This is a genomic window from uncultured Chloroflexus sp. (assembly GCF_937129525.1).
Lineage (GTDB): Bacteria > Chloroflexota > Chloroflexia > Chloroflexales > Chloroflexaceae > Chloroflexus.
The window spans coordinates 1-21632 of sequence record NZ_CAKZNK010000139.1; the positions used below are offsets into that span (position 1 = coordinate 1).

Annotated in this window: 11 protein-coding genes; 9 read left to right on the plus strand and 2 right to left on the minus strand. The window is 56.8% G+C overall.

Annotation, left to right across the window (positions count from 1 at the left end):
* The first annotated feature begins 160 nt into the window (after positions 1 to 160).
* The 5 genes from uvrA to Q0650_RS16750 all read left to right on the plus strand — a co-directional run bounded on the left by uvrA (position 161) and on the right by Q0650_RS16750 (position 14914).
* Positions 161 to 3025, plus strand: coding sequence for an excinuclease ABC subunit UvrA (uvrA, locus tag Q0650_RS16730; protein WP_298821046.1), 2865 nt, complete (start codon positions 161 to 163; stop codon positions 3023 to 3025).
* Positions 3026 to 3157: 132 nt separating this feature from the next.
* Complete coding sequence (locus Q0650_RS16735) at positions 3158 to 4654, plus strand: multidrug transporter (protein ID WP_333691747.1); 1497 nt, start codon at positions 3158 to 3160, stop codon at positions 4652 to 4654.
* Positions 4655 to 4680: 26 nt separating this feature from the next.
* Positions 4681 to 5625, plus strand: coding sequence for a response regulator (locus tag Q0650_RS16740; RefSeq protein WP_298821027.1), 945 nt, complete (start codon positions 4681 to 4683; stop codon positions 5623 to 5625).
* Between the two features lie 104 nt (positions 5626 to 5729).
* A complete protein-coding gene (locus tag Q0650_RS16745; protein WP_298821029.1) occupies positions 5730 to 14081 on the plus strand; it encodes a GAF domain-containing protein in 8352 nt (2783 codons plus the stop codon).
* Entirely contained in the window at positions 14078 to 14914 is an 837-nt protein-coding gene (locus tag Q0650_RS16750; RefSeq protein ID WP_298821031.1) for an alpha/beta fold hydrolase, read from the plus strand. Before Q0650_RS16745 ends, Q0650_RS16750 begins: the two co-directional genes overlap by 4 nt.
* A 284-nt stretch (positions 14915 to 15198) precedes the next feature.
* Here the strand turns inward: Q0650_RS16750 and Q0650_RS16755 are convergent, their stop codons facing one another.
* Positions 15199 to 17964, minus strand: a complete 2766-nt coding sequence (locus Q0650_RS16755; RefSeq protein WP_298821033.1) for a valine--tRNA ligase — start codon at positions 17962 to 17964, stop codon at positions 15199 to 15201.
* Positions 17965 to 18175: 211 nt separating this feature from the next.
* Here Q0650_RS16755 and Q0650_RS16760 point away from each other — a divergent pair, with 211 nt between their 5' ends.
* From Q0650_RS16760 to Q0650_RS16775, 4 genes are all read left to right on the plus strand, one after another.
* Positions 18176 to 18907, plus strand: coding sequence for an ABC transporter ATP-binding protein (locus Q0650_RS16760; protein ID WP_298821035.1), 732 nt, complete (start codon positions 18176 to 18178; stop codon positions 18905 to 18907).
* 279 nt (positions 18908 to 19186) lie between these two features.
* On the plus strand, positions 19187 to 19489 hold the full coding sequence (locus tag Q0650_RS16765; RefSeq protein WP_298821037.1) for a hypothetical protein: 303 nt from the start codon (positions 19187 to 19189) through the stop codon (positions 19487 to 19489).
* 204 nt (positions 19490 to 19693) lie between these two features.
* Complete coding sequence (locus Q0650_RS16770) at positions 19694 to 19951, plus strand: hypothetical protein (protein ID WP_298821039.1); 258 nt, start codon at positions 19694 to 19696, stop codon at positions 19949 to 19951.
* Between the two features lie 96 nt (positions 19952 to 20047).
* A complete protein-coding gene (locus Q0650_RS16775; RefSeq protein WP_298821041.1) occupies positions 20048 to 20431 on the plus strand; it encodes a TIGR04086 family membrane protein in 384 nt (127 codons plus the stop codon).
* Positions 20432 to 20551: 120 nt separating this feature from the next.
* Here the strand turns inward: Q0650_RS16775 and yvcK are convergent, their stop codons facing one another.
* Positions 20552 to 21583, minus strand: coding sequence for a gluconeogenesis factor YvcK family protein (gene yvcK, locus Q0650_RS16780; protein WP_298821044.1), 1032 nt, complete (start codon positions 21581 to 21583; stop codon positions 20552 to 20554).
* Between the last annotated feature and the right edge of the window lie 49 nt (positions 21584 to 21632).

A 21632-nucleotide genomic window follows, 5' to 3' on the forward strand; every position in this document is an offset into this window, starting at 1 on the left:
CTTTTCGTTTCACACAATCGGTCGCTTTCCCTCTCGATTAGAACCGGGTGATCGTGAACCGCTGCAGCGTCGGCAGTACGATTACGACATGTATAGAGCAGGTATATCACAAACAACGATCTGTGGGTGTTCGCCCCCTTGCAATCATGTAGTCGAGATGATGGACTGGATACGTATTCGCGGCGCGCGTGTGCATAACCTGAAACAGATCGATCTTGACATCCCGCGCGGCAAACTCGTGGTCTTCACAGGCGTGTCTGGTTCAGGCAAAAGTTCGCTCGCCTTTGACACAATTTTTGCTGAGGGCCAGCGCCGATATGTCGAAAGTCTATCGGTATACGCCCGTCAGTTGCTTGGTCAACTCGAGAAACCTGATGTTGACCTGATCGAAGGGTTGTCACCGGCGATTGCGATTGACCAGAAAGGGAGCGCGCGCAATCCGCGTTCCACTGTCGGTACAGTTACTGAAATCTACGACTTTCTGCGCCTGCTCTTTGCCCGGATTGGTCAACCCCATTGCCCGCAATGCGCTGCGCCACTGCGTCGCTACACTCCCCAGCAAATGGTTGACCTGATCGTTGAGTTGCCGGCCAATCAGCGGGTGCAGTTGCTGGCTCCGCTTAGCGGCGATCCCGAAACAGTGCTGGCCGAAATTCGCCGACGAGGATTTGTGCGCGCCCGCATTGATGGCGTGGTACGCGATCTCGACGAGCCGATCCGGCTTGAAAAGTACCGCTCTCACACGATTGAAGCGGTCGTTGACCGGTTAATCATCCGACAAACTGCCGATGGCAGATCGGCGCTCGACCGGGTACGGGTTGCCGATTCGGTGGAAACGGCGCTCAAGTTGAGCGGTGGCCGATTGATTGTCCAGGTGCTCGACGGCGAAGAGCTGGAGCTGAACGAACGCTACGCCTGCCCGCAACATGGCCCGATCGAGTTGGGACAATTGGAGCCACGAGACTTCTCGTTTAACAATCCGCAAGGCGCCTGCCCCACCTGCGCCGGCCTGGGTGTCGTACCGGAAGTCGATCCGGCACTAGTCATCCCAGATCGGAGCCTGCCACTGATTGAAGCGATTGCGCCCTGGCGCGACGGCGATGCCGGTAGTCAGCAGTATTATCGCGACGTGTTAATCTCGTTTGCCACTCATTTCGGTATCGATCCACATGCGCCGGCGCATTCGCTCACGCCTGAGCTGATGAGCGCTTTGCTCTACGGCACTGGCGGCGAGCCGATCACGCTGCGCTATCGCATCAATGGCAAGCTGCGCAGTGTCGAAAGCGAATTTGAAGGCGTCATCCCCAATTTACGCCGTCGCCTGAGCGAACAACGCGCGGGTAGCGATCTCTCACCGCTCGAGCAATACACAACGCCACGTTCTTGCCCGGCATGCGCCGGCGCGCGTTTGCGCCCGGAAGCGCGCGCCGTGACCGTCGCTGGCATTTCGATCGCCGACGCGCATCGCATGACCATCGCTACCGCGTTAGAATGGGCTAATGCTCTGCTCGATCAACCCTGGAGCGCCCGTGAACAGGCGATTGTTCGCCCTATCGCGCGCGAGATCACGCAACGATTGCAATTTTTATGTGAAGTTGGCTTAACCTACCTGACCCTCGATCGCACCACGATGACGCTGAGCGGTGGCGAGATGCAGCGAGTGCGATTGGCAACGCAGGTTGGCGCTGGCCTTTCGGGAGTGCTCTACGTGCTCGATGAGCCGAGCAGTGGGTTGCACCCACGCGATCACGATCGTTTGCTGGCAACGCTGATTCGCTTGCGCGACCTTGGCAACAGTGTCCTGGTTGTTGAACACGATGAAGCGACCATTCGCGCTGCCGACTGGATTGTCGATATTGGGCCGGGAGCGGGTCCACAAGGCGGTGAAGTGCTGGTCAGCGGAACCCTCGCCGAGGTGATGGTCAGCCCCCGTTCACTGACCGGTCAATACCTCAGTGGCCAACGGAGCATTCCGCTTCCGACCCGGCGGCGTCCTGCCAGTGGCCCGTGGCTTGAACTACGTGGTTGTCGCACTAACAACTTGAAAAATATCGATGTTCGCATCCCGTTGGGTTGTCTGGTTGCAGTAAGTGGGGTAAGCGGCAGTGGCAAGAGTAGTTTGATCGGCGACACTCTGGCCCCTCGCCTGAGCCAACTGTTGCACGGCAGCAAAACCCGCGCCGGCGAGCATGATGCGTTGCTCGGAGTGGAACATCTCGACCGCGTTATCGTCGTCGATCAAAACCCTATCGGGCGGACTCCCCGCTCTAATCCGGCCACCTATAGCCGCATCTTCGACCCGATTCGCAATTTGTTCGCCGCGACAAACGAAGCCAAAGCGCGTGGCTATGACGCATCCCGCTTTAGCTTCAACGTCAAGGGTGGACGCTGTGAACACTGCGCTGGCGAGGGTCTGATCCAGGTAGAGATGCAATTTTTACCCAATCTCTTCGTTACGTGTGACGTATGTGGCGGAACGCGGTATAATCGAGAAACACTGGACATTCGTTATCGCGGACTCAATATTGCAGAGGTGCTTGATCTGACTGTTGCCGAAGCGCTCAACTTTTTCGCGCGCGCGCCAGCAATTGCCGAACGCCTCCAGGCATTGAGCGATGTCGGACTTGACTATCTCAAACTAGGCCAGCCGGCGCCAACCCTGAGCGGCGGCGAAGCGCAGCGGATCAAGCTGGCTGCCGAACTTAGCCGCCGCAACGGAGGTCACACGATCTATATCCTCGATGAACCGACCACTGGTCTGCACTTCACCGACATCGAGCGTCTACTGACCGTATTACAACGGCTTGTCGCCAGCGGGAATACGGTGCTGGTGGTGGAACATCAACTCGATATGATTGCTGCCGCTGATTGGGTGATCGAATTGGGGCCAGATGGTGGCGAGCGCGGCGGATACCTTATCGGCGCCGGCCCTCCTGAGGTGATTGCAGCGCTACCCGAATCGCCAACAGGAAGGTATCTGCGCAATCGGCTCGAGCGTCTATCAACGAACAAACCGGCGTCCTGATGCGGTAAATGCATTAATCCGACTGTAATCTGTAAGCCTTGTTTCACCAGGAGCTACAGCCTATAGTAACAGCAGTAATACGAGGTGACAGACACATTCCGCGCCGACCCAACGGCAGAAAGGACTCGTCCGATGGAGCGGATCATTCTCCGTGAACCAACCCTTATCCCGCCCTTCGCAGAGCCTGCCCGTGAGTTGCGCATTCTCAATAAGCCGTTATGGCTCTTGCAACGTGATTTGTTGAAAGCCTACGGCAAGCGCACGATTGAAATCGATCACCTGGAAGAGATCGCGGAAATACCCGCGACCGAAGAGCGATTGATCTACCGCGACAACCTGTTTTTCAATGCCGATTTGATTGACACCTTTATCAAAGAAGCGCGCGCGCGTGGCACGCCGGCGCAAATTGCCTTTAAGGCCAGCAATCCGGCCAGTGGACAAAAGGGCGATCCGAGCATCGAGCGGCACGCTACCCAGCTCTCGCGGCATATCCGCCGGGTTGGTGACTATTATCTCGCCGACCTCTACTATCTGCCGGCGGGAGAACACGATCTGGCGCGCGCGCAGCCGCTGGTCATCGACACCTTAAGCCACGAGATGGGCTATTATCGCATTCCCAGCTACATGGCGCACAAGGGTGATCTTACATACCAGATACCGATTCGCGCGTTTGTCTCCATCGAAAGCTGGCTGCATGTCTTGATGGCCAATGTGCTGATGGGAGTCTTTTCGTGGGCAGCCGCGCTTGACGCGCGGATGAGCAAAGCCCGTCTGCGCAATATCATGCGGTGGAAGGCGGAAGACTGGCAGCTTTTCCCTGGTAAAATTGCCTTTGCGCTCAAAGCCTTCTGGGAGAAGATCAACCCGCTTGAGGAGCAGTGGCGCAATCACTTTCTCGCTTCGCGAGCACTGGTCAAGGTTGGCAAACGCTGTTCGATCGATCCAACGGCTATCATTCACGGGCCAACGGTGATCGGCGATGATGTCTACATTGGGCCTGGAGTGGTGATTGCCAACAGCTACATTGGCAACAACGTCAACATCATGCAGGGGTCACAGATCATGCTCAGCGTGGTCAGCGATCGTTGTTTCTTGCCGTTCAATGCCGGTCTATTTATGACGACGCTGATGGAAAACAGCATGGTGGCGCAAAACAGCACGCTGCAACTATGCGTCGTCGGGCGCAACACCTTCATTGGCGCCAATAACGTCTTCACCGACTTCAACCTGCAAGGTGAGCCGATCAAAGTCATTCACGAAGGCGTGCCGGTAGAGGTGAACATGCCGGTGCTCGGCTCGGCAGTGGGTCACAACGTGAAGCTTGGCAGTGGATTTGTGATCTATCCTGGTCGCATGATAGAATCAAATGCTGTTATAATCTTTGACAACGAGCAGAATCTGATTCGCAAGACGGTGACTGGTCACGACTTGAACGATATTGATGAAACAACTGGCGAACCGCGTCGGATCATCTATCACTGGCCAAACGTCTACTATGATCCGGCGCGACCGGAGGCCGGTTCGACAACTGACAGTGAGCCGCCAGCGCATCTGAACGCATTTCGCTCTCATCAGTCTGCCGGAAATGGTCGCCTATCCGAGCACATCAGTGCGAGCCAGCGGTCGTAGCCGCCGCATCGCGAGGAGAATTCACCGTGAGCAAAGAACGTATCCTCGTCGTTGAGGACCAGCCAGACATCTCAAGCCTGCTCAAGATCTACTTCACAGCCCAGGGGTACGAGGTCTACACGGCGTTGCGCGGCCAGCAGGCGCTAGAGATTTGTAGCAAAACCCCACCAAATCTGGCGCTACTCGATGTTAATTTGCCAGATATGGAGGGCTATGACGTTGGTCGCGCCTTGCGCGCCAGCCCACGCACCCGGCATATCCCGATCATCTTTCTGACCGCGCGCGGCGAACGACGCGATCGATTGATCGGGTTAGGGGAGGTACAGGCGCAATACTATATCGTTAAGCCTTTCGATATCGAAGAAGTGCATACGATCGTCAAGAATCAACTCGAGGAAGCAAGGCGTCGCAACCAGCTTCATCCGGTCACTAATCTACCGACCGCCGAGTTGCTTAACGACCAGCTCCGCCAGTTGCTCACCGCTTCACACTGGAGTCTCATCAACGTGCATATCAACGGCTTTGAGACCTTTACCAGTGTCTACGGCGCAGTAGTTGGCGAAGATGTGCTGCGTTTCGTGGCAATGATGCTCAACGAAGTGGTGAGTGAACTTGGTGGCAATGAAGAATTTATCGGCCAACAGTCAGTTGGTCAATCGTTCCTGATCACGACTCTGCCCGAACGTGCACAATCGATTTGCGAGCGGATTATAGCCCGCTTTGATGAAGAGATTGGCCTTCATTACAATTACCGCCACCGTAAGCAAGGTTATATCGAGTTCGTTGACGACACCGGCGAGACGCGACAAGCGCCGTTGATGTCGCTCTCGATCGGTGTTTTGACCCAAGACGACGGGCCATTTGCCGACATTCGTGAATTGAGTGAAGTGATTGAAGAGGTGCGGCAGCGGGCGCTGGTGCAGGCAAGAGAGCAGGGTAAACGCAGTTTTGCCGTCTATGGCCGTTTTTGATCATCCTGACAGCCGGCTGCTAAATGTCAGACTGCGTTTCGTTTATGCATACGTAGCCAGTACAGCAGGCACGACATACCTCCAGTGGGAGCGATAGCAGCGTCATGAACACGACGATCACCGGAGCGCCGGCACAGGGTTGGGAACTACTCGCTCAGTTAGCGCAATATAGCCAGCAGCAGGCTGGCTATATTGAGCCTGTTGAGTTGTGTAACCAGATCGGCGAAGCACTTGAGCGCCACCTTGGGGTTGGCGGTCGCCTGGCATTGTTAGCTAATGAGCGTGAACTGGCTAGCATTACCTGGGGCGATGCGCCGATGAATGGTGTCGCGCTTGAATTGCGTGATGCGAAGTACCTCTACGGTCGACTAACGCTGAATGCCACGTTCGAGCCAGCCTTTACCACGGCGCTGGTTTCGCAGCTTACCACACTGCTGAGCGTCTGGCAGCGAGCGCGCCTTAATGAGCGAACAGAACAGTTGCGCGCATTAGGGTATGAAGCGCTTGAAAGTACCGGTATCGGCGATCTGGCAGTGACCCTCGAACGATTATGCCAGCGGGCATGCGCACTCTTGCCGGCCAAAGCTATCGCGCTCTACTGGATCAGTTTTCACGAGCAAATCTTGACGCGAGCAGTAAGCAGCGCTGGCGACACTATATTCCCTACGCAACTGGCAATCAGTGACAACGAAGCCATCACCCATACCATTACTTTTCAGACGACCCAACAAGGGGTATGGCGGGCGCCGAACCGGCGACGTGGCGCGCCGGCTGAGTGGCCGTTACTGGTTGAACCGCTTACGGTTGGGGTTGAACTGGTCGGCCTCTTGCTAGTAGTCGATCCCGGTCCGGAAGTGCCTGATACTATTCACTCTCTTTCGCGACCGCTCGCCTTGCTACTTCACGCTACAAGTCTGCAACAACACGAGAGTCGCCATGCGCGCGAGCTATTTGTGCTTTACGAAAATAGCCTTGAGATAGGCTCAGGGTTGTTGATCGAAGAGACAATCGCCCGCGCTACGGAAAATTTGAGCCTGGCACTCGACGCTGATTTTGGCGCAGTATATCTTATCGATCCAGATCAACCTCAACAGGCTACAACAATCGCAGTCTACAGCGAGCAGATCGGTGGCGTGACCGGATTCGATACCATTACGCTCACCCCTACCCTCCAGTCGCTAAGTGAACGGGCCGAACCGGTGTTGATTGCCGAGACCACTCTGGCAGCAGCGCAAAACCCTATTGCTGCCCACGCCGCCAGGTTTGGCTGCCGCAGTATCTGGCTCACAGCATTGCGCGGCAAAGAGCAGGTGGTTGGGTTACTGGCGATAGGATATGCCAGTTCCGGACGCATGCTCGATCAGATCGAACGCAATCTGTTGCAGGTTCTGAGCGCGCAGATTGCCACAACAGTGCAGCATCGTCGCCTCTACGATGCCGCTCAACAGCGGGCCAGCGAGCTGGCGCAATTGCAACAGATTAGCGAGTTACTCGCAGCCGATCTCTCGCTTGATGAAACGCTCGAATCAACCATGGCTGGCGCAGCCAGATTGGTGCGATTCGATGGCGGTCGCATCACACTCTTCGATGAGCGCAGTCAGAGCCTGCGGGTAGCCTGCCAGCAAGGTCTCTATTCTCAGGTACACGATGAAGGCGATACGCTGAGCTGGTGGCTGGCCCGACATCAGCGGGTATTACGGCTCGACGATCTGAATCGACCACCGGAATGGTTGGGTGTTTTCACTGATGGGAGTAATGTACTCCTGGCGAACAATCAGCCGGCGCGTAGCTACCTGGGAATGCCGCTCCGGAGTGGAAACACCCTCCTTGGAACCGTAGAGCTATTCGCGGCGCAACCGGGAAGTTTCAACGCGGAAGATGAGCGATTGTTGAGCATTCTGGCCGGTCAATCAGCTCGCGCTATCGCCAATGCCAGCCGGTTTGAACAAGTCGATAGCAGTCTGCGGCGCCGCATCGAGCAATTGCGCGCGCTCCAACGGATCGGTAGCCAGCTTGCAATCACGCTGAATCAGAACGAGATCCTGGCCTTTGTGCTTGAGCAGGCGCTCCGCGCTACCGGCGCCAGCCACGGTTTGATTGCCTTGCGCGTTGATCCGGCTGAGGTCAACAACGGCCATCGAACGATGACCGAGCTGTTGAGCCAATCGATAGCAGTCGATGCAGAGGTGGAGGCTGGTGTATTTCTCGTTGTTGAGGTCATCGGATTTGCGCCACCGCTGCGCAGCCAGATGATCGGCAGCCAGCTTAGCCAGACTGCGCTCACGGCTCAGGAGGCATTTACCAAACGTGAAATTGCTCTGAGTGATTATCTCAGCGAAGGTGAGCGTCAGGCATTGCTGTGTCCCAATGCCAATTCGGCGCTGGCCGCTCCGATCTTCTATCAGGGTAGCGTCTATGGCCTCGTGCTGTTACTCGCCGAACAACCGCGCTACTTCGATCACGAAGCGATTGAATTTTTGCGCGCGTTGACGCATCAGGCGGCAATCGGCATCGGCAATGCTCAACACTATCTTGAGCTTGAGCATATGGCTAAAATGCTTCAGCGCCGGGCTGATATTCTCAACGACGTGCTCGAGATTGGGCAGGCGCTCCGCGCCGATCAGTCGCTGACGAGTCTGCTGGAGCAGATCGGGTATAGTATCATCGAGGCAGTTGGCTTGCGGACAGTGCTCTTCTGCCTGACCCGGATCGACGATCCCAATCATCTCTATCTGGAAGCAGCGGCTGGTATTCCCCTTACCGAACAGGAACGACTTGCTCGTCACCCCCTGGCGCTGGCGCTGGCCACTCGCTATCTCGACCCACGCTTCCGGATGGGGCGCACCTACTTTGTTCCGGCTAATGAAGCGCGTCAACTGGAAGCGGGGTTCGATACCGGCATCTTCGATTACCACCCATTCGAAGATCATCGGAACAGTCACGAGTGGCAACTCGATGATCGCCTCTGCGTGCCACTCTATTCGACCGAAGGGATGTTGCTAGGCATGATCTTTGCCAGCGACACCGAGGATCGTCAGCGACCGACCACACGACTTGTTGAACCACTCGAGATTTTCGCCGATCAGGCAGCAATCGCGATCGAGAACCATCTCCTGTTGCGGGAAGCGCATGATCGGGCCGAGGAGATGGCTGCGCTTTTCCATGTCGGCGCAGCGGCCACCTCAACGACCGATCTCGATACACTGCTAGAACGAGTGTATCAGGAGATTGTTGCCTTCCTGGGCACGCCGGATTTCTTCTACATCGCCAGCTACAATGCCGAACAAGCAACAGTGCGATTTGAGCTGTTTAAACGACGCGGTGAGACGGTCGCGGCGTACCATAAGCGTGTTACCCCAAAGGTTGGCTTGACGGCAAAGATCATTGACACGGGCAATCCGTTACGTATCGATGATCTGACCCAAACCAATGACCTGCGCGAACAGGCGCAATTCCTGTCAGACGAAGGGCGTTCGATCCGTTCGTGGATTGGGGTACCGCTGATCAGCCAGGGCGCAGTCATCGGCGTGCTCTCGGCGCAGAGCGAAACTGCTGGAGCCTTTACTGATCGCGCCTTGCGCTTCCTGGCAGCGCTAGCCAACCAGCTCGCAATCGCGCTGGAAAATGCCAACCTGTTTGCCGAGCGCGAACAACGGATTAACGAACTGAACATCATCAACCGGATCGGTGAGACGATTGCGTCAACGCTCGATCAGCGGCAGATGCTTCGCGCCGTCTACACTCAGGTAAGTACCTTCCTCAGCCTCGATTCCTTCGTTGCTTTTCTCTACGATCCGGAAAGCGATGAGATGACCCTGTGCTTCGAGGTTGATGAAGGGGTGGAGATGTTTACCGAGCGGCGACAGCCGCCAACGCCAGGCAGTCTGACCGAGTACATCATTCGCACCCGCCAGCCCCTTCAATTTGTCGATCTGCGACAGGAGGCAGCACGGGCAGAGTTACGACCAGAGCAGTTTGGCTCCGATCGCAGATCGGCAGCCTGGCTCGGTGTTCCGCTGCTGATCGGCGATCAAACGGTCGTTGGCGTGCTGGCGGTTATGAGTTACACTCCGGGTATTTACCGCGAACGCGAACGATCGTTCCTGACGACAATCGCAAACCAACTGGCGCTCGGTGTGCAAAATGCTCGCTTGCTTGAACGAGCGCAGGCTCAAGTCGAGCAACTGGCGATTCTGAACCGGGTAGCGGCAAGCACCAACGCACTCACCGATCTGCGCGCGATTTATCAGGAAATTGTCAATGCAATGGCGGCAGCGACCGGCGTGGATCAAGCGCGCATGGTCATGTACGACCGTGACAGCGGGTATGCCCCCGCTGTCGCCGAATATGTTCCGAGTGGCATCCTTGACCAGATTCGGATTCAACTCTTCGATAACCCGTCTGTCGATTGGCTTGATCGTGAAAAAAGGCCGCTGGTCTCGGAGGATGCGCAGAATGATCCGCTCTTCAGCCCGTCACACCAGATCTTCCGCGAACTGGATATTCGCTCCATCGGAATTATTCCGATCATCCTCAACGATGAAGTGATTGGGGCAGTCGGCCTGGATTTCGTTGGACGGCACGGCTCTTTCTCGCCACAGGTGCTCGAACTCTGTCAGACGATTGCCAACCAGACCAGCACCGCCATTGCCCGTGCGCTTGCCACTGCGGAAGCGCAACGGAGCGCAGAAGCGACCCGGCAGAAAGTGAGCGAGCTGTCAACGCTGCTCGATGCAGCGCGGATTTTGTCGTCACTTTTGCGCCCGCAAGAGGTGCTCAACAAGCTGATGGAGCTGGTTAGCCGGCAGTTGAACGTCACCACAGTGGCGCTGTGGACGATCAGCGAAGGCAATGTGCTGACGCCAGCGGCGCTTGATGGCATCCCCGTCGAGCAGGGGCGCTCGATGCGGGTGCCAATCGGACAGGGCTTCACCGGGCGCGTCGCTCAAACCGGTCAGCCGCTGATTATTGAGGATGTTAACGAGCAAGGTGGCTCGCTCTACCCCAATTATCAGCAGCGCAATAACCTGATCTCGTTTATGGGTGTGCCGGTCATCTACCGCGAGCAGATCATCGGTGTGCTCAGCGTGATGACCAACTACCGGCGTCAGTTCACCAACGATGAGATGCTGCTGCTGGCCGGCCTGGCCGATCAGGCGGCAACAGCTCTGGAAAATGCGCGCCTGTTTGAAGAACGCGAGCAGCGCATTTCGGAACTGACCATCATCAATCGCATCAGCGCCGCAGTGAATGCCTCGCTCGATACCAATGAGCTGATCGAGCGATTGCATGCCGGGATCAGTGAGATTATCGATACGAGCACCTCGCTGATTGCACTGTACGATGAAACCAGCAATACTCTGAGCTACCCGATTGCCTATGATCGCGGCGAACGCCTCTATCTCGAACCACGACCGCTTGGCGAGGGTACCAATAGCTGGGTCATCCGCAACCGGCGCCCTCTGTTGCTCGGCACTGCGGCGGCGGCGCGCGCAATGGGGTTGGCTATCGATCAGGGCCGAATTGGCGATGAGATGGCAATCGAAGAGTCGTACCTGGTAGTGCCGATCATCTACGGCGATCAGGTACTCGGTGTGATCAATATCCAGAGCTATAACCAGCACGCCTTTGACGAAAACGATTTACGTTTTGTCACCACCGTTACCAATCAGGCCGCAGTTGCGCTAAACAATGCGCGTCTCTTTGCTGAGACCCGCCAGCACGCAAGCGAGATGAGCACGCTGTTCGAGGTGTCGCAGAATCTATCAGGCACGCTCGAACCGGAGGCGATTCAGATGTTGATCGCCGATGCAGCAGTGCGGCTGATGCGCGCCGAGCTTGGCGCCGTATTGTTGCTTGATCGACGCGGCAATATCGAGCGGCACATATTAATCGAAGGTTTTGAATTCCGCGACGACATTCAGGTCGATTTCCGTCGCGATGGGCTTACTGCGGCGCTGCTCCGCCGCGATCAGCCGATTGCGATCAGCGATCTGGCCGAGTTTGACCAATATCACCACGCGCTTAAGTTAGGCGTGCGCAGCGCCATCGGCATTGCCGTTGGCCCGATTGAGGAACGGCTCGCGGTGATCTGGGTCGGCATGCGCAACCCCTACGAATGGACACCGCATCAAATTTCACTCTTGTCAATTCTGGCCAATCAGGCAGCGCAAGCGCTTAAGAGCGCACAACTGTTTGCGCTCGAGCAGAAACGCCGCCGACAGGCTGATATGCTTCGCGAGGTCGCGCAGTCGTTTACCTCAACTCTTGCGCTGCGTGAGATCCAGACCCTGGTGCTTAACCAGTTGCAACGGATCGTGCATTACGATAGCGCAGTAATGCTGTTGCGCGACGAAGGTTACGGCGATCTACGGCTCGTTGAAGCGCAGGGCTTTGCCCCCGCCTCATTCACTAACAACAGTATTTCGCTGGAGGATAGTAACCTCTTCCAGATCATGGCGATTGAGCATCAGCCCATTCTGATCGCCGATACGCAGCGCGATCCGCGTTTCAACGAATTGCGTCGGCTCGGATGGCGCGATGGTTCGTGGATCGGCGCGCCGCTGCTCGTTGACAATGAACTGGTTGGCGTTTTGACGATCAGCGCCGATGAACCAGACACCTACGATGAAGAAGCGCTGGCGGTTGCCTTCACTATCGCCAGTCAGGCCAGTCAGGCGATCCAGAATGCGCGGTTGTTTGACCAGATCAGCAATCTGGCTGCCGACCTCGACGCGCGCGTGCGAGAACGCACGGCTGAGCTTGAACAGGCAACTCGCCTGGTCTCAGAAGAAAAAGAACGTCTCGAAGCGGTCAACCGGATCACGCTGGAATTGACAACGCAGCTCGATTTGAATCTCATTATCCAGCGCGCGCTTGAGTTGATCTCAGAGAGCCTGGAAGTTGAGCGCGGCTCGTTGATGTTGCGCGATCCGGCTACCGATGCGCTGATATGCCGGGCGACTCTGCACGGACGCGGGCGCGCAGAAGCAGCAAATGTCCCGCTGCGCTTCGCCGATGGCACTGAAGGGCTGGCGGGCTGGATCATGCGCCACCTCGAATCGGTGAACATCCCCGATGTCGATCGCGATCCACGCTGGCTGAAAGAGCCGGGTCGCGCCGAAGAAGTGCGATCCGTGGCCGGCGTGCCGTTGCAGACCAGTGATACTGCTATCGGCGTGCTGATTCTGTCAAGCCCACAGCGCAACTACTTCGGCGACTCACAGATGAATCTGCTGGGCACCATCGCCAGCGTGGTGGCCGCCGCTGTAAACAATGCCCAGCTTTACAGCTTTATCAATGATCTGGCACTGCGGAATGCGGTGTTGCTCGAAGAGCAACGCGCCGAATCATCGAAGAGTATCGCCATCTTCCGCTCGATGACAGAAGGCGTCATCGTGCTCGATCCGCAACAACGAATTACCCTCTTCAATCCTGCTGCCGAGCAGGTACTCGAGATCGCTGCCGACCAGATCCTCAATCAGCCATTGCAACGGCTGGCTGAGATCGGCGACGACGACGTGAGTCGCCGCCGCAATCAGACGATCTACAACGGCATTTTGCAAGGCCTGCGCCGGATGCGTGAAACGCAGGGTATTTATAGTACCTCGATTGACCTCACCGATCCAACTCAGGTCATCGCAGTTAACATCGCGCCGGTGCGCAGCCCCGATGGCCAGCATTACGGCGAAGTGGCAGTGTTGCGTGATATTACCCGTGAAATTGAAGCCGATAAAGAGAAGCGCCAGTTCATTTCAGACGTTAGCCACGAGTTGCGCACACCGTTGACGGCGATTAAAGGGTATGTTGACGTGCTGTTGCTCACCGCCAGCCTTAATTTGACTCCGGATCAGCTTAATTACCTGACGATTATTAAGAACAATACCAATCGACTGCGCGCCCTGATTGAAGATATTCTCGAATTCTCACGACCCGACTCGAAGCGGAAACTGACCTTTACTCAGGTCGATATTCCGGCAGTGATCGATGAGGTGGTGCAGTCGCTGCGCCTCGAATATGAGCGCAAAGGGATGACGGTGCGGATCGATGCTTCACCGGCACTGCCACCGGTCGTTGCTGACCAGAAACGGGTAGGACAGATTATCTTCAACCTCTTCTCGAACGCTGTGAAATACACGTATGAAGGCGGCTCGATAACAATTCGCGCGTTCGTTAATCGGGCAAATATGATGCAAATCGAAGTTGAGGATACGGGTGTCGGCATGTCACCCGAACAGTTGAAGAAGCTGTTCCGTCCCTTCTATCGCGCTGATAATCCGTTGCGTGATGTCGCTGGCGGCACCGGGCTTGGTTTGAGTATCGCCAAGCAACTGGTGGAGATGCACGGCGGTGAAATCTGGGTAACGAGCGAACTGGGTAAGGGCAGTACCTTCTCGTTCGCTATTCCCCTGCAACAGGCCACTAATGGCGCCAATGATGAGGAGGTGGAAGTATGAGTATCATCCACCTCGACAACCGGCTGGCTCATTACGAGGTTTTCGGCCGCGGTCAACCGATCATCTTCCTGCATAGCTGGATCGGCTCGTGGCGCTATTGGGTGCCGATTATGGATATTGCCTCTGAACGGCATCGCGCCTACGCCTTCGATTTCTGGGGCTTCGGCGAGAGTGATCGTCGCGGCGATCAATTCACTGTACCGCAATACGTTGAGATGCTCATCCAATTCATGAACCGGCTGGGGATTGCTCGCGCGACGCTGGTAGGCCATGGAATGGGTGGCATGGTTGCAATTCTCGCCGCGCACCAGTATCCAGAGCGATTTAATCGGCTGTTGACCGTCGCGACACCGCTGCACGGGCAGGTATTGGCGCAACATATTAAGCCGGGCACGTTGTCGCGCCTGCTTGGTATGAATTCAACTCAGAACGGCTGGGCGCGGATGGTGCGTTCGTTGCAGGTGGCTGACGCCGATATTCAAAACGAGATCGAAGAAGATACTGCCAGTCTGAGCGAACAAGTGCTTCATCAAGTTCACGAGTCACTGCTGGCAACAGACTTGCGACCACAGATCATTTCATTGCAAACGCCGCTGCTGGCTGTGTACGGCGGCAAGGATCCAATCGTCAACCCGGCTCATGCGGCATTTCTCAACGAATTGGCCGAGCGACCGATTCAGTTGCTGGTGCTTCCGAAGGCCAGCCATTTCCCCTTCCTTGAGCAAGCCAACACATTTGGCCGCATTCTGCTGGACTTTATGGTCTCGCAGGGCACGGCTATCGAGATTAAAGAGGAGTGGCGGCGGAGAGTCAATCAGCGTGAGTATTTATAGAAAGGCGCTATGCAGCGGCATGCCAGAGAGGCGCAGCGCTGCTGCGCCTTTGTTGTGTTCGGACTGAGAAGTGGGTGATAAGAGTGCGGTTTACGTCAGCGGCTACACCAACGCACAACGTATATGATAGTCGGGGTACAGGTCTCTTTCCCTACCAGATCTTGCTCTTATTCACCTGCAATACCCGGGGCGCGCGAAAGGGGCGACGTATGTATCGCCCCTTTCGCTTCAAACGATCCATCACCCGCAATGACACCCGTAAAACCGGGTCAGGCACTCCCACATCATTCCAGCTCGGCAATACGCTCGCGGAGACGGGTTAACGCAGCCTGCGCCGCTTCGAGCGCCTCTCGTTCGCGCTGAACCACGCGCGCTGGCGCTTTGGCCACAAAGCCATCGTTGTTGAGTCGGGCGGCGCGCCGCGCCACGTCAGCCTCGGCCTGGGCCAGCTCCTTCTGGAGACGGGCGCGTTCGGCAGCCAGATCGATCAGGCCAGCCAGGGGCAAGAAGCATTCAAGCGTGCCGATAATGATAGAAACTGCCTGCCGCGGACGCTCAACCAGTTCGGTCACAACTGACAGATCATCGGCGGCCACGCGAGCCAGTCGGCTGATCAGCGGTGTCTGAGCGCGCACCAGATCAGCCCGATCACCGGCCACAACCGTTGCAGCAATCCATTTCGCCGGCTCAACCTTGTACTCGCTACGCGCGTTGCGGATGGCAACAATTAACTCTTGCACCAGCGCCCAATCCGCTTCCACTGACTCATCACGCATCCCTGCAATCGGTGTCGGGTAAGGAGCATAGCTGATGGTGCGCAATCCCAGCCTGCTGTACGGTGTGTCGGGGCCGGGATCGGGATACTGATGAGCATCATTCAGATACTGCCAGACCTCTTCGGTGACAAAGGGCATAAGGGGGTGGAGCAAGCGCAAGCTGCCGTCGAGCACGGTGTAGAGCACGCGCCGGGTGAGATAGGCACGCTGACTATCACTCTCAAACTGCACTTTGGCGATCTCAACATACCAGTCAGCAAATTCACCCCAGAGAAAATCGTGGATCTGACGACCAGCTTCACCAAAGTTATACCCTTCCATCAGCCGATCCACCTCGGCCACCAGATGCGCATAACGCGAGAGGATCCAGCGATCGGCCAGCGTATAGTCTTCTTGCTGCAATGATTCCGCCGTCACCTTGACACTTTCGGCACGCGGCAGATCACCCAACTTACCGATCACGAAGCGCGTAATATTCCAGATCTTGTTCGCAAAATTGCGAGCCGACTCGATCCGCTGCGGATTGAGATTGACATCCTGACCGGGTGTGCCGCTAGTTACCAGCGTATAGCGCAACGCATCAGCGCCTTGTTGCTGAATGATGTCGAGCGGATTGACCACATTGCCAAACGTTTTCGACATCTTGCGGCCATGCTCGTCACGCACCAAACCGTGCAGATAGATGGTATGGAACGGCGGCTGCCCGGTGAAATAGCAGCCCATCATCATCATGCGCGCGACCCAGAAGAAGAGGATGTCGTACCCCGTTTCCATAACACTGGTGGGATAGAAACGGCGGTAATCCTCAGTATCATCGGGCCAACCCAGCGTGCTGAAGGGCCAGAGACCAGAACTGAACCAGGTATCGAGCACATCGGGATCCTGAACGCCCTCTGCCGGTGGCGGCTCATCGGGATCGGGCACCACAATTGAGCCATCGGGCAGATACCAGACCGGAATGCGGTGTCCCCACCAGAGCTGACGCGAAATACACCAGTCTTCGATATTTTCTAGCCAGTGGAAATAGACTTTCTCAAACCGTTCGGGCACGATCCGCACGCGGCCATCACGCACAGCAGCAATGGCCAGCTCAGCCAGTGGTTTGGTACGCACAAACCACTGTTCAGAGAGCAACGGTTCGATAATTTCACCACCGCGCTGGCTGATACCGACATTCATCTTGTGCGGCTCGGTCTTGACCAGCAAGCCTTCCCGTTCGAGATCGGCCAGAATTGCCTTGCGGCATTCGAAACGATCCAGTCCGGCGTAAGGGCCACCCTCCGCATTGATAGTCGCGTCGGGATTCATAATGTTGATCATCGGCAGGTGGTGGCGCTTGCCAACTTCGTAGTCATTCTTGTCATGACCGGGAGTAATCTTGACTGCGCCCGAACCAAATTCCGGATCAACGTACTCGTCGGTGATAATCGGGATGGGACGGGCCAGCGCCGGTAAGATGGCTTCTTTCCCCACCAGATGGGCATACCGCGCATCACCGGGCGCCACTGCCACGGCAGTATCACCCAGGATCGTTTCAGGGCGCGTGGTAGCGACGGTGATAAACTCGATAGCGCCCTCTGCCCACCGACCTGACCCCCACGGCGCGGTGGGGCCGGCCCAATCGGCAGTGCGGATGGGGTAGCGCACGTACCAGATCGACACGTTACGCTCTTCGTATTCGACTTCGAGATCGCTCACTGCCGTCTGCAATTTGGGCGACCAGTTGACGAGGTACGTGCCGCGATAGATCAGGCCATCATCGTAGAGCCGCTTGAAGGCGGTATGCACAGCGCGTGACAGGCCGGGGTCAAGCGTAAAGCGTTCGCGCGACCAGTCGCATGAAGCGCCAAGGCGGCGCAACTGGCGCGTAATCTCGCCGCCGTACTTCTCTTTCCATTCCCAGGTACGGCACAGAAACTCTTCGCGACCCACTGCCCACCGCGACGTTCCTTCGCGTTCGAGCTGCTTTTCCACCTGCATCTGGGTTGCAATACCGGCGTGATCGGTGCCGGGCACCCACAATGTCTGGTAGCCTTGCATCCGCCGCCAGCGAATGAGCAAATCCTCAATAGCGACGAACATGGCGTGGCCAAGGTGTAACTCACCAGTCACATTCGGTGGCGGAATGGAAATGACAAACGGGGGACGCGGCGCATCATCGCGTGGCGCAAAGAGTCCGTTTCGCTCCCACCAATCGTAGAGCCGCTGCTCGACAAGGCGATGATCGTATGCTTTGTCCATCTCTAGCGGGCGTGCGGCAGTCTGATCGGTCATACATGCCTCAACAAAGTGCAAACAAATAACGTCATATAGGTATCATTATACCAGTCTTTATCAGTCTTGACGGCGCGGCTGTGTCAAGATCGGAAGCAAGGAAACTACTTGATTTCAGAGTACAATGATAGTGTGCTACTGCATCATGAGCACACTCAGCAGCCACCTGACGACGAAGGCCCTCTTTGAAACGATACAGGAATGATCCACTATGACTCCGTTGATCCAGCTTAACAATATTACCAAAGTTTACCTTATGGGTGAGACGGAAGTGCATGCGCTGCGCGGCATTTCGCTCACGATTCAGCAGGGCGAGATGGTCGCCATTATGGGGCCATCGGGTAGTGGCAAGAGTACCCTGATGAACATTATCGGGTGTCTTGATCGACCGACATCCGGGGAATATCTGCTCGAAGGCATGAATGTGGGCGAGCTGAGCGATGACGAACTCGCTATCATCCGCAACGAGAAGATCGGCTTCGTGTTTCAGCAGTATATGCTGCTTCAGCGCACTACCGCATTGCGCAACGTGGAATTGCCAATGCTGTACGGGCGAGGCCGGCCTGACCGACAAGCGCGCGCGCGGATGGCGCTCGAGGCGGTGGGGATGGGTGACCGGCTGCATCACCGCCCGAATGAGCTATCTGGTGGTCAACAACAGCGCGTGGCGATTGCCCGCGCCCTCGTTAACGAACCACGGATCATCATGGCCGATGAGCCAACCGGCGCGCTCGACACCCGCACGGGAGCTGAGATCATGGGCATCTTCCAGCGGCTGAATGCCGAACAGGGGATTACCGTGATTCTTGTCACCCACGAACACGATGTGGCGCAACACGCCGAGCGCATTATCAGTATGCGCGATGGCCTGATCGCCGATGACCAACCGGTTAAACATCGCACCATTGCCTGGCAGAAAGAGCTGAAAGAGACGGTTGGGTAACGGTATCCTGCCATTACCCACCACCGGCAGCGCAGGTTAGAGTTGTGTTCACGCAATTCTTCATCTGCTTCTGACCAGGAGCGATCGCACCGGTCGCTCCTGGTTTCTGTTTGATCCGGCAAGTGTTTCCCCGGCATAGCGCCCGATCCTGTTCGTCTATCAGGATGCACATCAGATCACGCATCGTCCGACGGTATGGAAGAGTTAACTACGTTGCGACAACCGGCAATCGATTTGCTATCATAGGGAAGTTTGAATCGTTGCCACGGAGACACCGGTATGTCTAAGCAATGTTCACCGAGCCACGTCCTGCTCGTCATCTCTACCATCATTCTGCTGGCCATCATTGCGATCCCAGCAGCGCCGGTTAGCGCTACTTTATCAAACGCATTCCCGTCAACATTAACGGATAGCGTCAGCGCCGCGCAACCTGCCCCGGAAGATTCGCTGATTGAGGCTCTGCTCGGTCGCTATGCCGTGTGGCTGATGCTGGTGATATGCAGTTCGAGCCTGGCGCTGTTGGGAGCTGCGGCCATCGTGACCCGCATCCGTCGCATTGCAGGCGATGACGACGACCGGTAACAACCGTCGATTGACTGAGCGCTAACTGTATGCTAAACAGGGATACGTTTCCCGCTTTTGTTGGGAAATTCTTCGTATTTTCCCCTTGCGCTTTCAAGCAAAATCAGTGCATACTATGTACAAAGAGTGATCACGGCATCGCTCTGCGCCAGCGCCGGCGCCCGTAAACCCAAACCACATCACCACACCAAAGGAGTGCGCTACATGGAGGTGCTACTGCAACTACTGGTTGCGGGAGCGTGGACTTTTACGCTCGTGAACAGTTTTCGTCGTTTGCTTCGTTTGGCTCGTGTCTCGCATCTCCAACGCTGGGACAGCGACATTCGGGTACGATCCGGCCTGAACCGAATCTGGTGGTGGCTCGGCCAGGAAGAATTCTGGGGCGCTGCGCGCTATGATGTTGCTCACGCGCTGCAAATTTCACTGCTTGTGTTTCTTTTCGTCTGGCGAATGGCCGGCTGATATGCACCGAGCGTTGTTTGTCGCATGATGCGCTGTGATCGGGTATGATACATCGGCTACACAGATTGCTGCGCCCATCAGATCGAAGGAGACGCTGTGAATATTCGCTGGACGGCAGTCATTTCGGGGTTTATGGCCGATTTTGCGCTCACCATTCTGCTCCAGGTGGCGATTCTGGCAGCAGGCCAGAGTGCAGTGTTCACAGCGCCATCACTACAAAATCCGATCCATGCGCTGTTGATTATCATTGGCGCTTGCCTGACCGGCATTGGCGGCTTTGTGGCGGGATGGCTGGCTGACAATTCGTTTGCAATGCACGGCCTGCTGGTTGGCGTGGTCGGGATTCTGGTTGCGGCTCTGGCCAACGTCGGGATAACCGTGCCGCCGCCGTTGCTGGCAGGGCAGGCGTTAGGGTGTGTTTGCGGCGCGTTAGGCGGAATTCTGGCCGAACGGGTGCGCAAGTCACTGCGCGCCGGCTAGCAGTTTTACCATTGCGCAGAGCATCGATCGCCCCCTATCGCCTCAGTGCGATCTGATAATCGCACAGGTGCTCACCTGTTAGACCGATCTTCTTGTGAACGGACAGGCCTCGGTATCTGGCTACCCGGCCCGAGCGCGATCAAGCGCTATCTTCCACAGCGCCAGGCCGAGTGTTTGCGGATCGTGCCGAATAGTATCCGCTTTCTGCCATAGCTCGCGCGGGCCGGGATCGGATTCGGCCAGATCGCGTATCAGTGGCTCAACGCCCAACGCGCGAATAGCCATGACATCGGCTTCGGTTGGGTTGAGCGGGTGGAGACCGGCAGCGGCATACCGCGCAACTGTAGCCGGATGCAACGCGCCGGCATCGTTGATCAGAGCCACATCGAGCACGCCAGAACCAAGCGCTTCAACCAGACGCGCAACATGATCGGCGATGCTCATTCCATCAGTCTGACCGGGCTGAGTCGTCGTATTGACCACAAAGACAACGGTCGCCGGAGTCGAGCGTAACGCTTCCACAATGCCCTCAAAGCAAAGCGTTGCCATAAGCGAGGTGTAGAAACTGCCCGGCCCGATCACAACCAGATCGGCTTCGGCAATGGCAGCCAGCGCCAGCGGATAAGCCGTCGCCGGCGGGTCGAGGAACAGCCGGCGGATGGGGGGTTTGCCGAGGGCGCGCACCGCTGCTTCTTCCACCACTAACCGGCCATCATCTAGCTCGGCGCACAGATTAGTATTTGCAGTTGAGACCGGCAAAATCTGCTCCGGGCAACCCAACACCTGGCGTGCCGCCGCCACTGCCGCGGCCAGATCACCTTCCATTTGCGCCAGACCTCCCAACAGCAGATTGCCCAGAGCCATTCCATCGAGCAATGGCAGCGCCTGACTGCGTAACCGGTATTGCATCAGCCGGGCCAGCGGCCCATTGGGTTCGGCGGCCAGCGTTGCCAGGACATTGCGCAGATCACCGGGAGCAGGGATGCCGGCGATCATGCGGGCGGTACCAGTACTGCGGCCTGAGTCGGTGACAGCGATGATCGCGGTGCGCTCGGCGAAAAAGGGTCGCGCCGCAAGCAACGTTTGCGCACTGCCACCACCGCCACCCAACGAAACAATGCGCAAACGTGGAAATTCGGCAGACTGATTCATCGAATGCTCCTCGCTCATGGTCAGATAATTGGCTCAATGCGCTTGCATC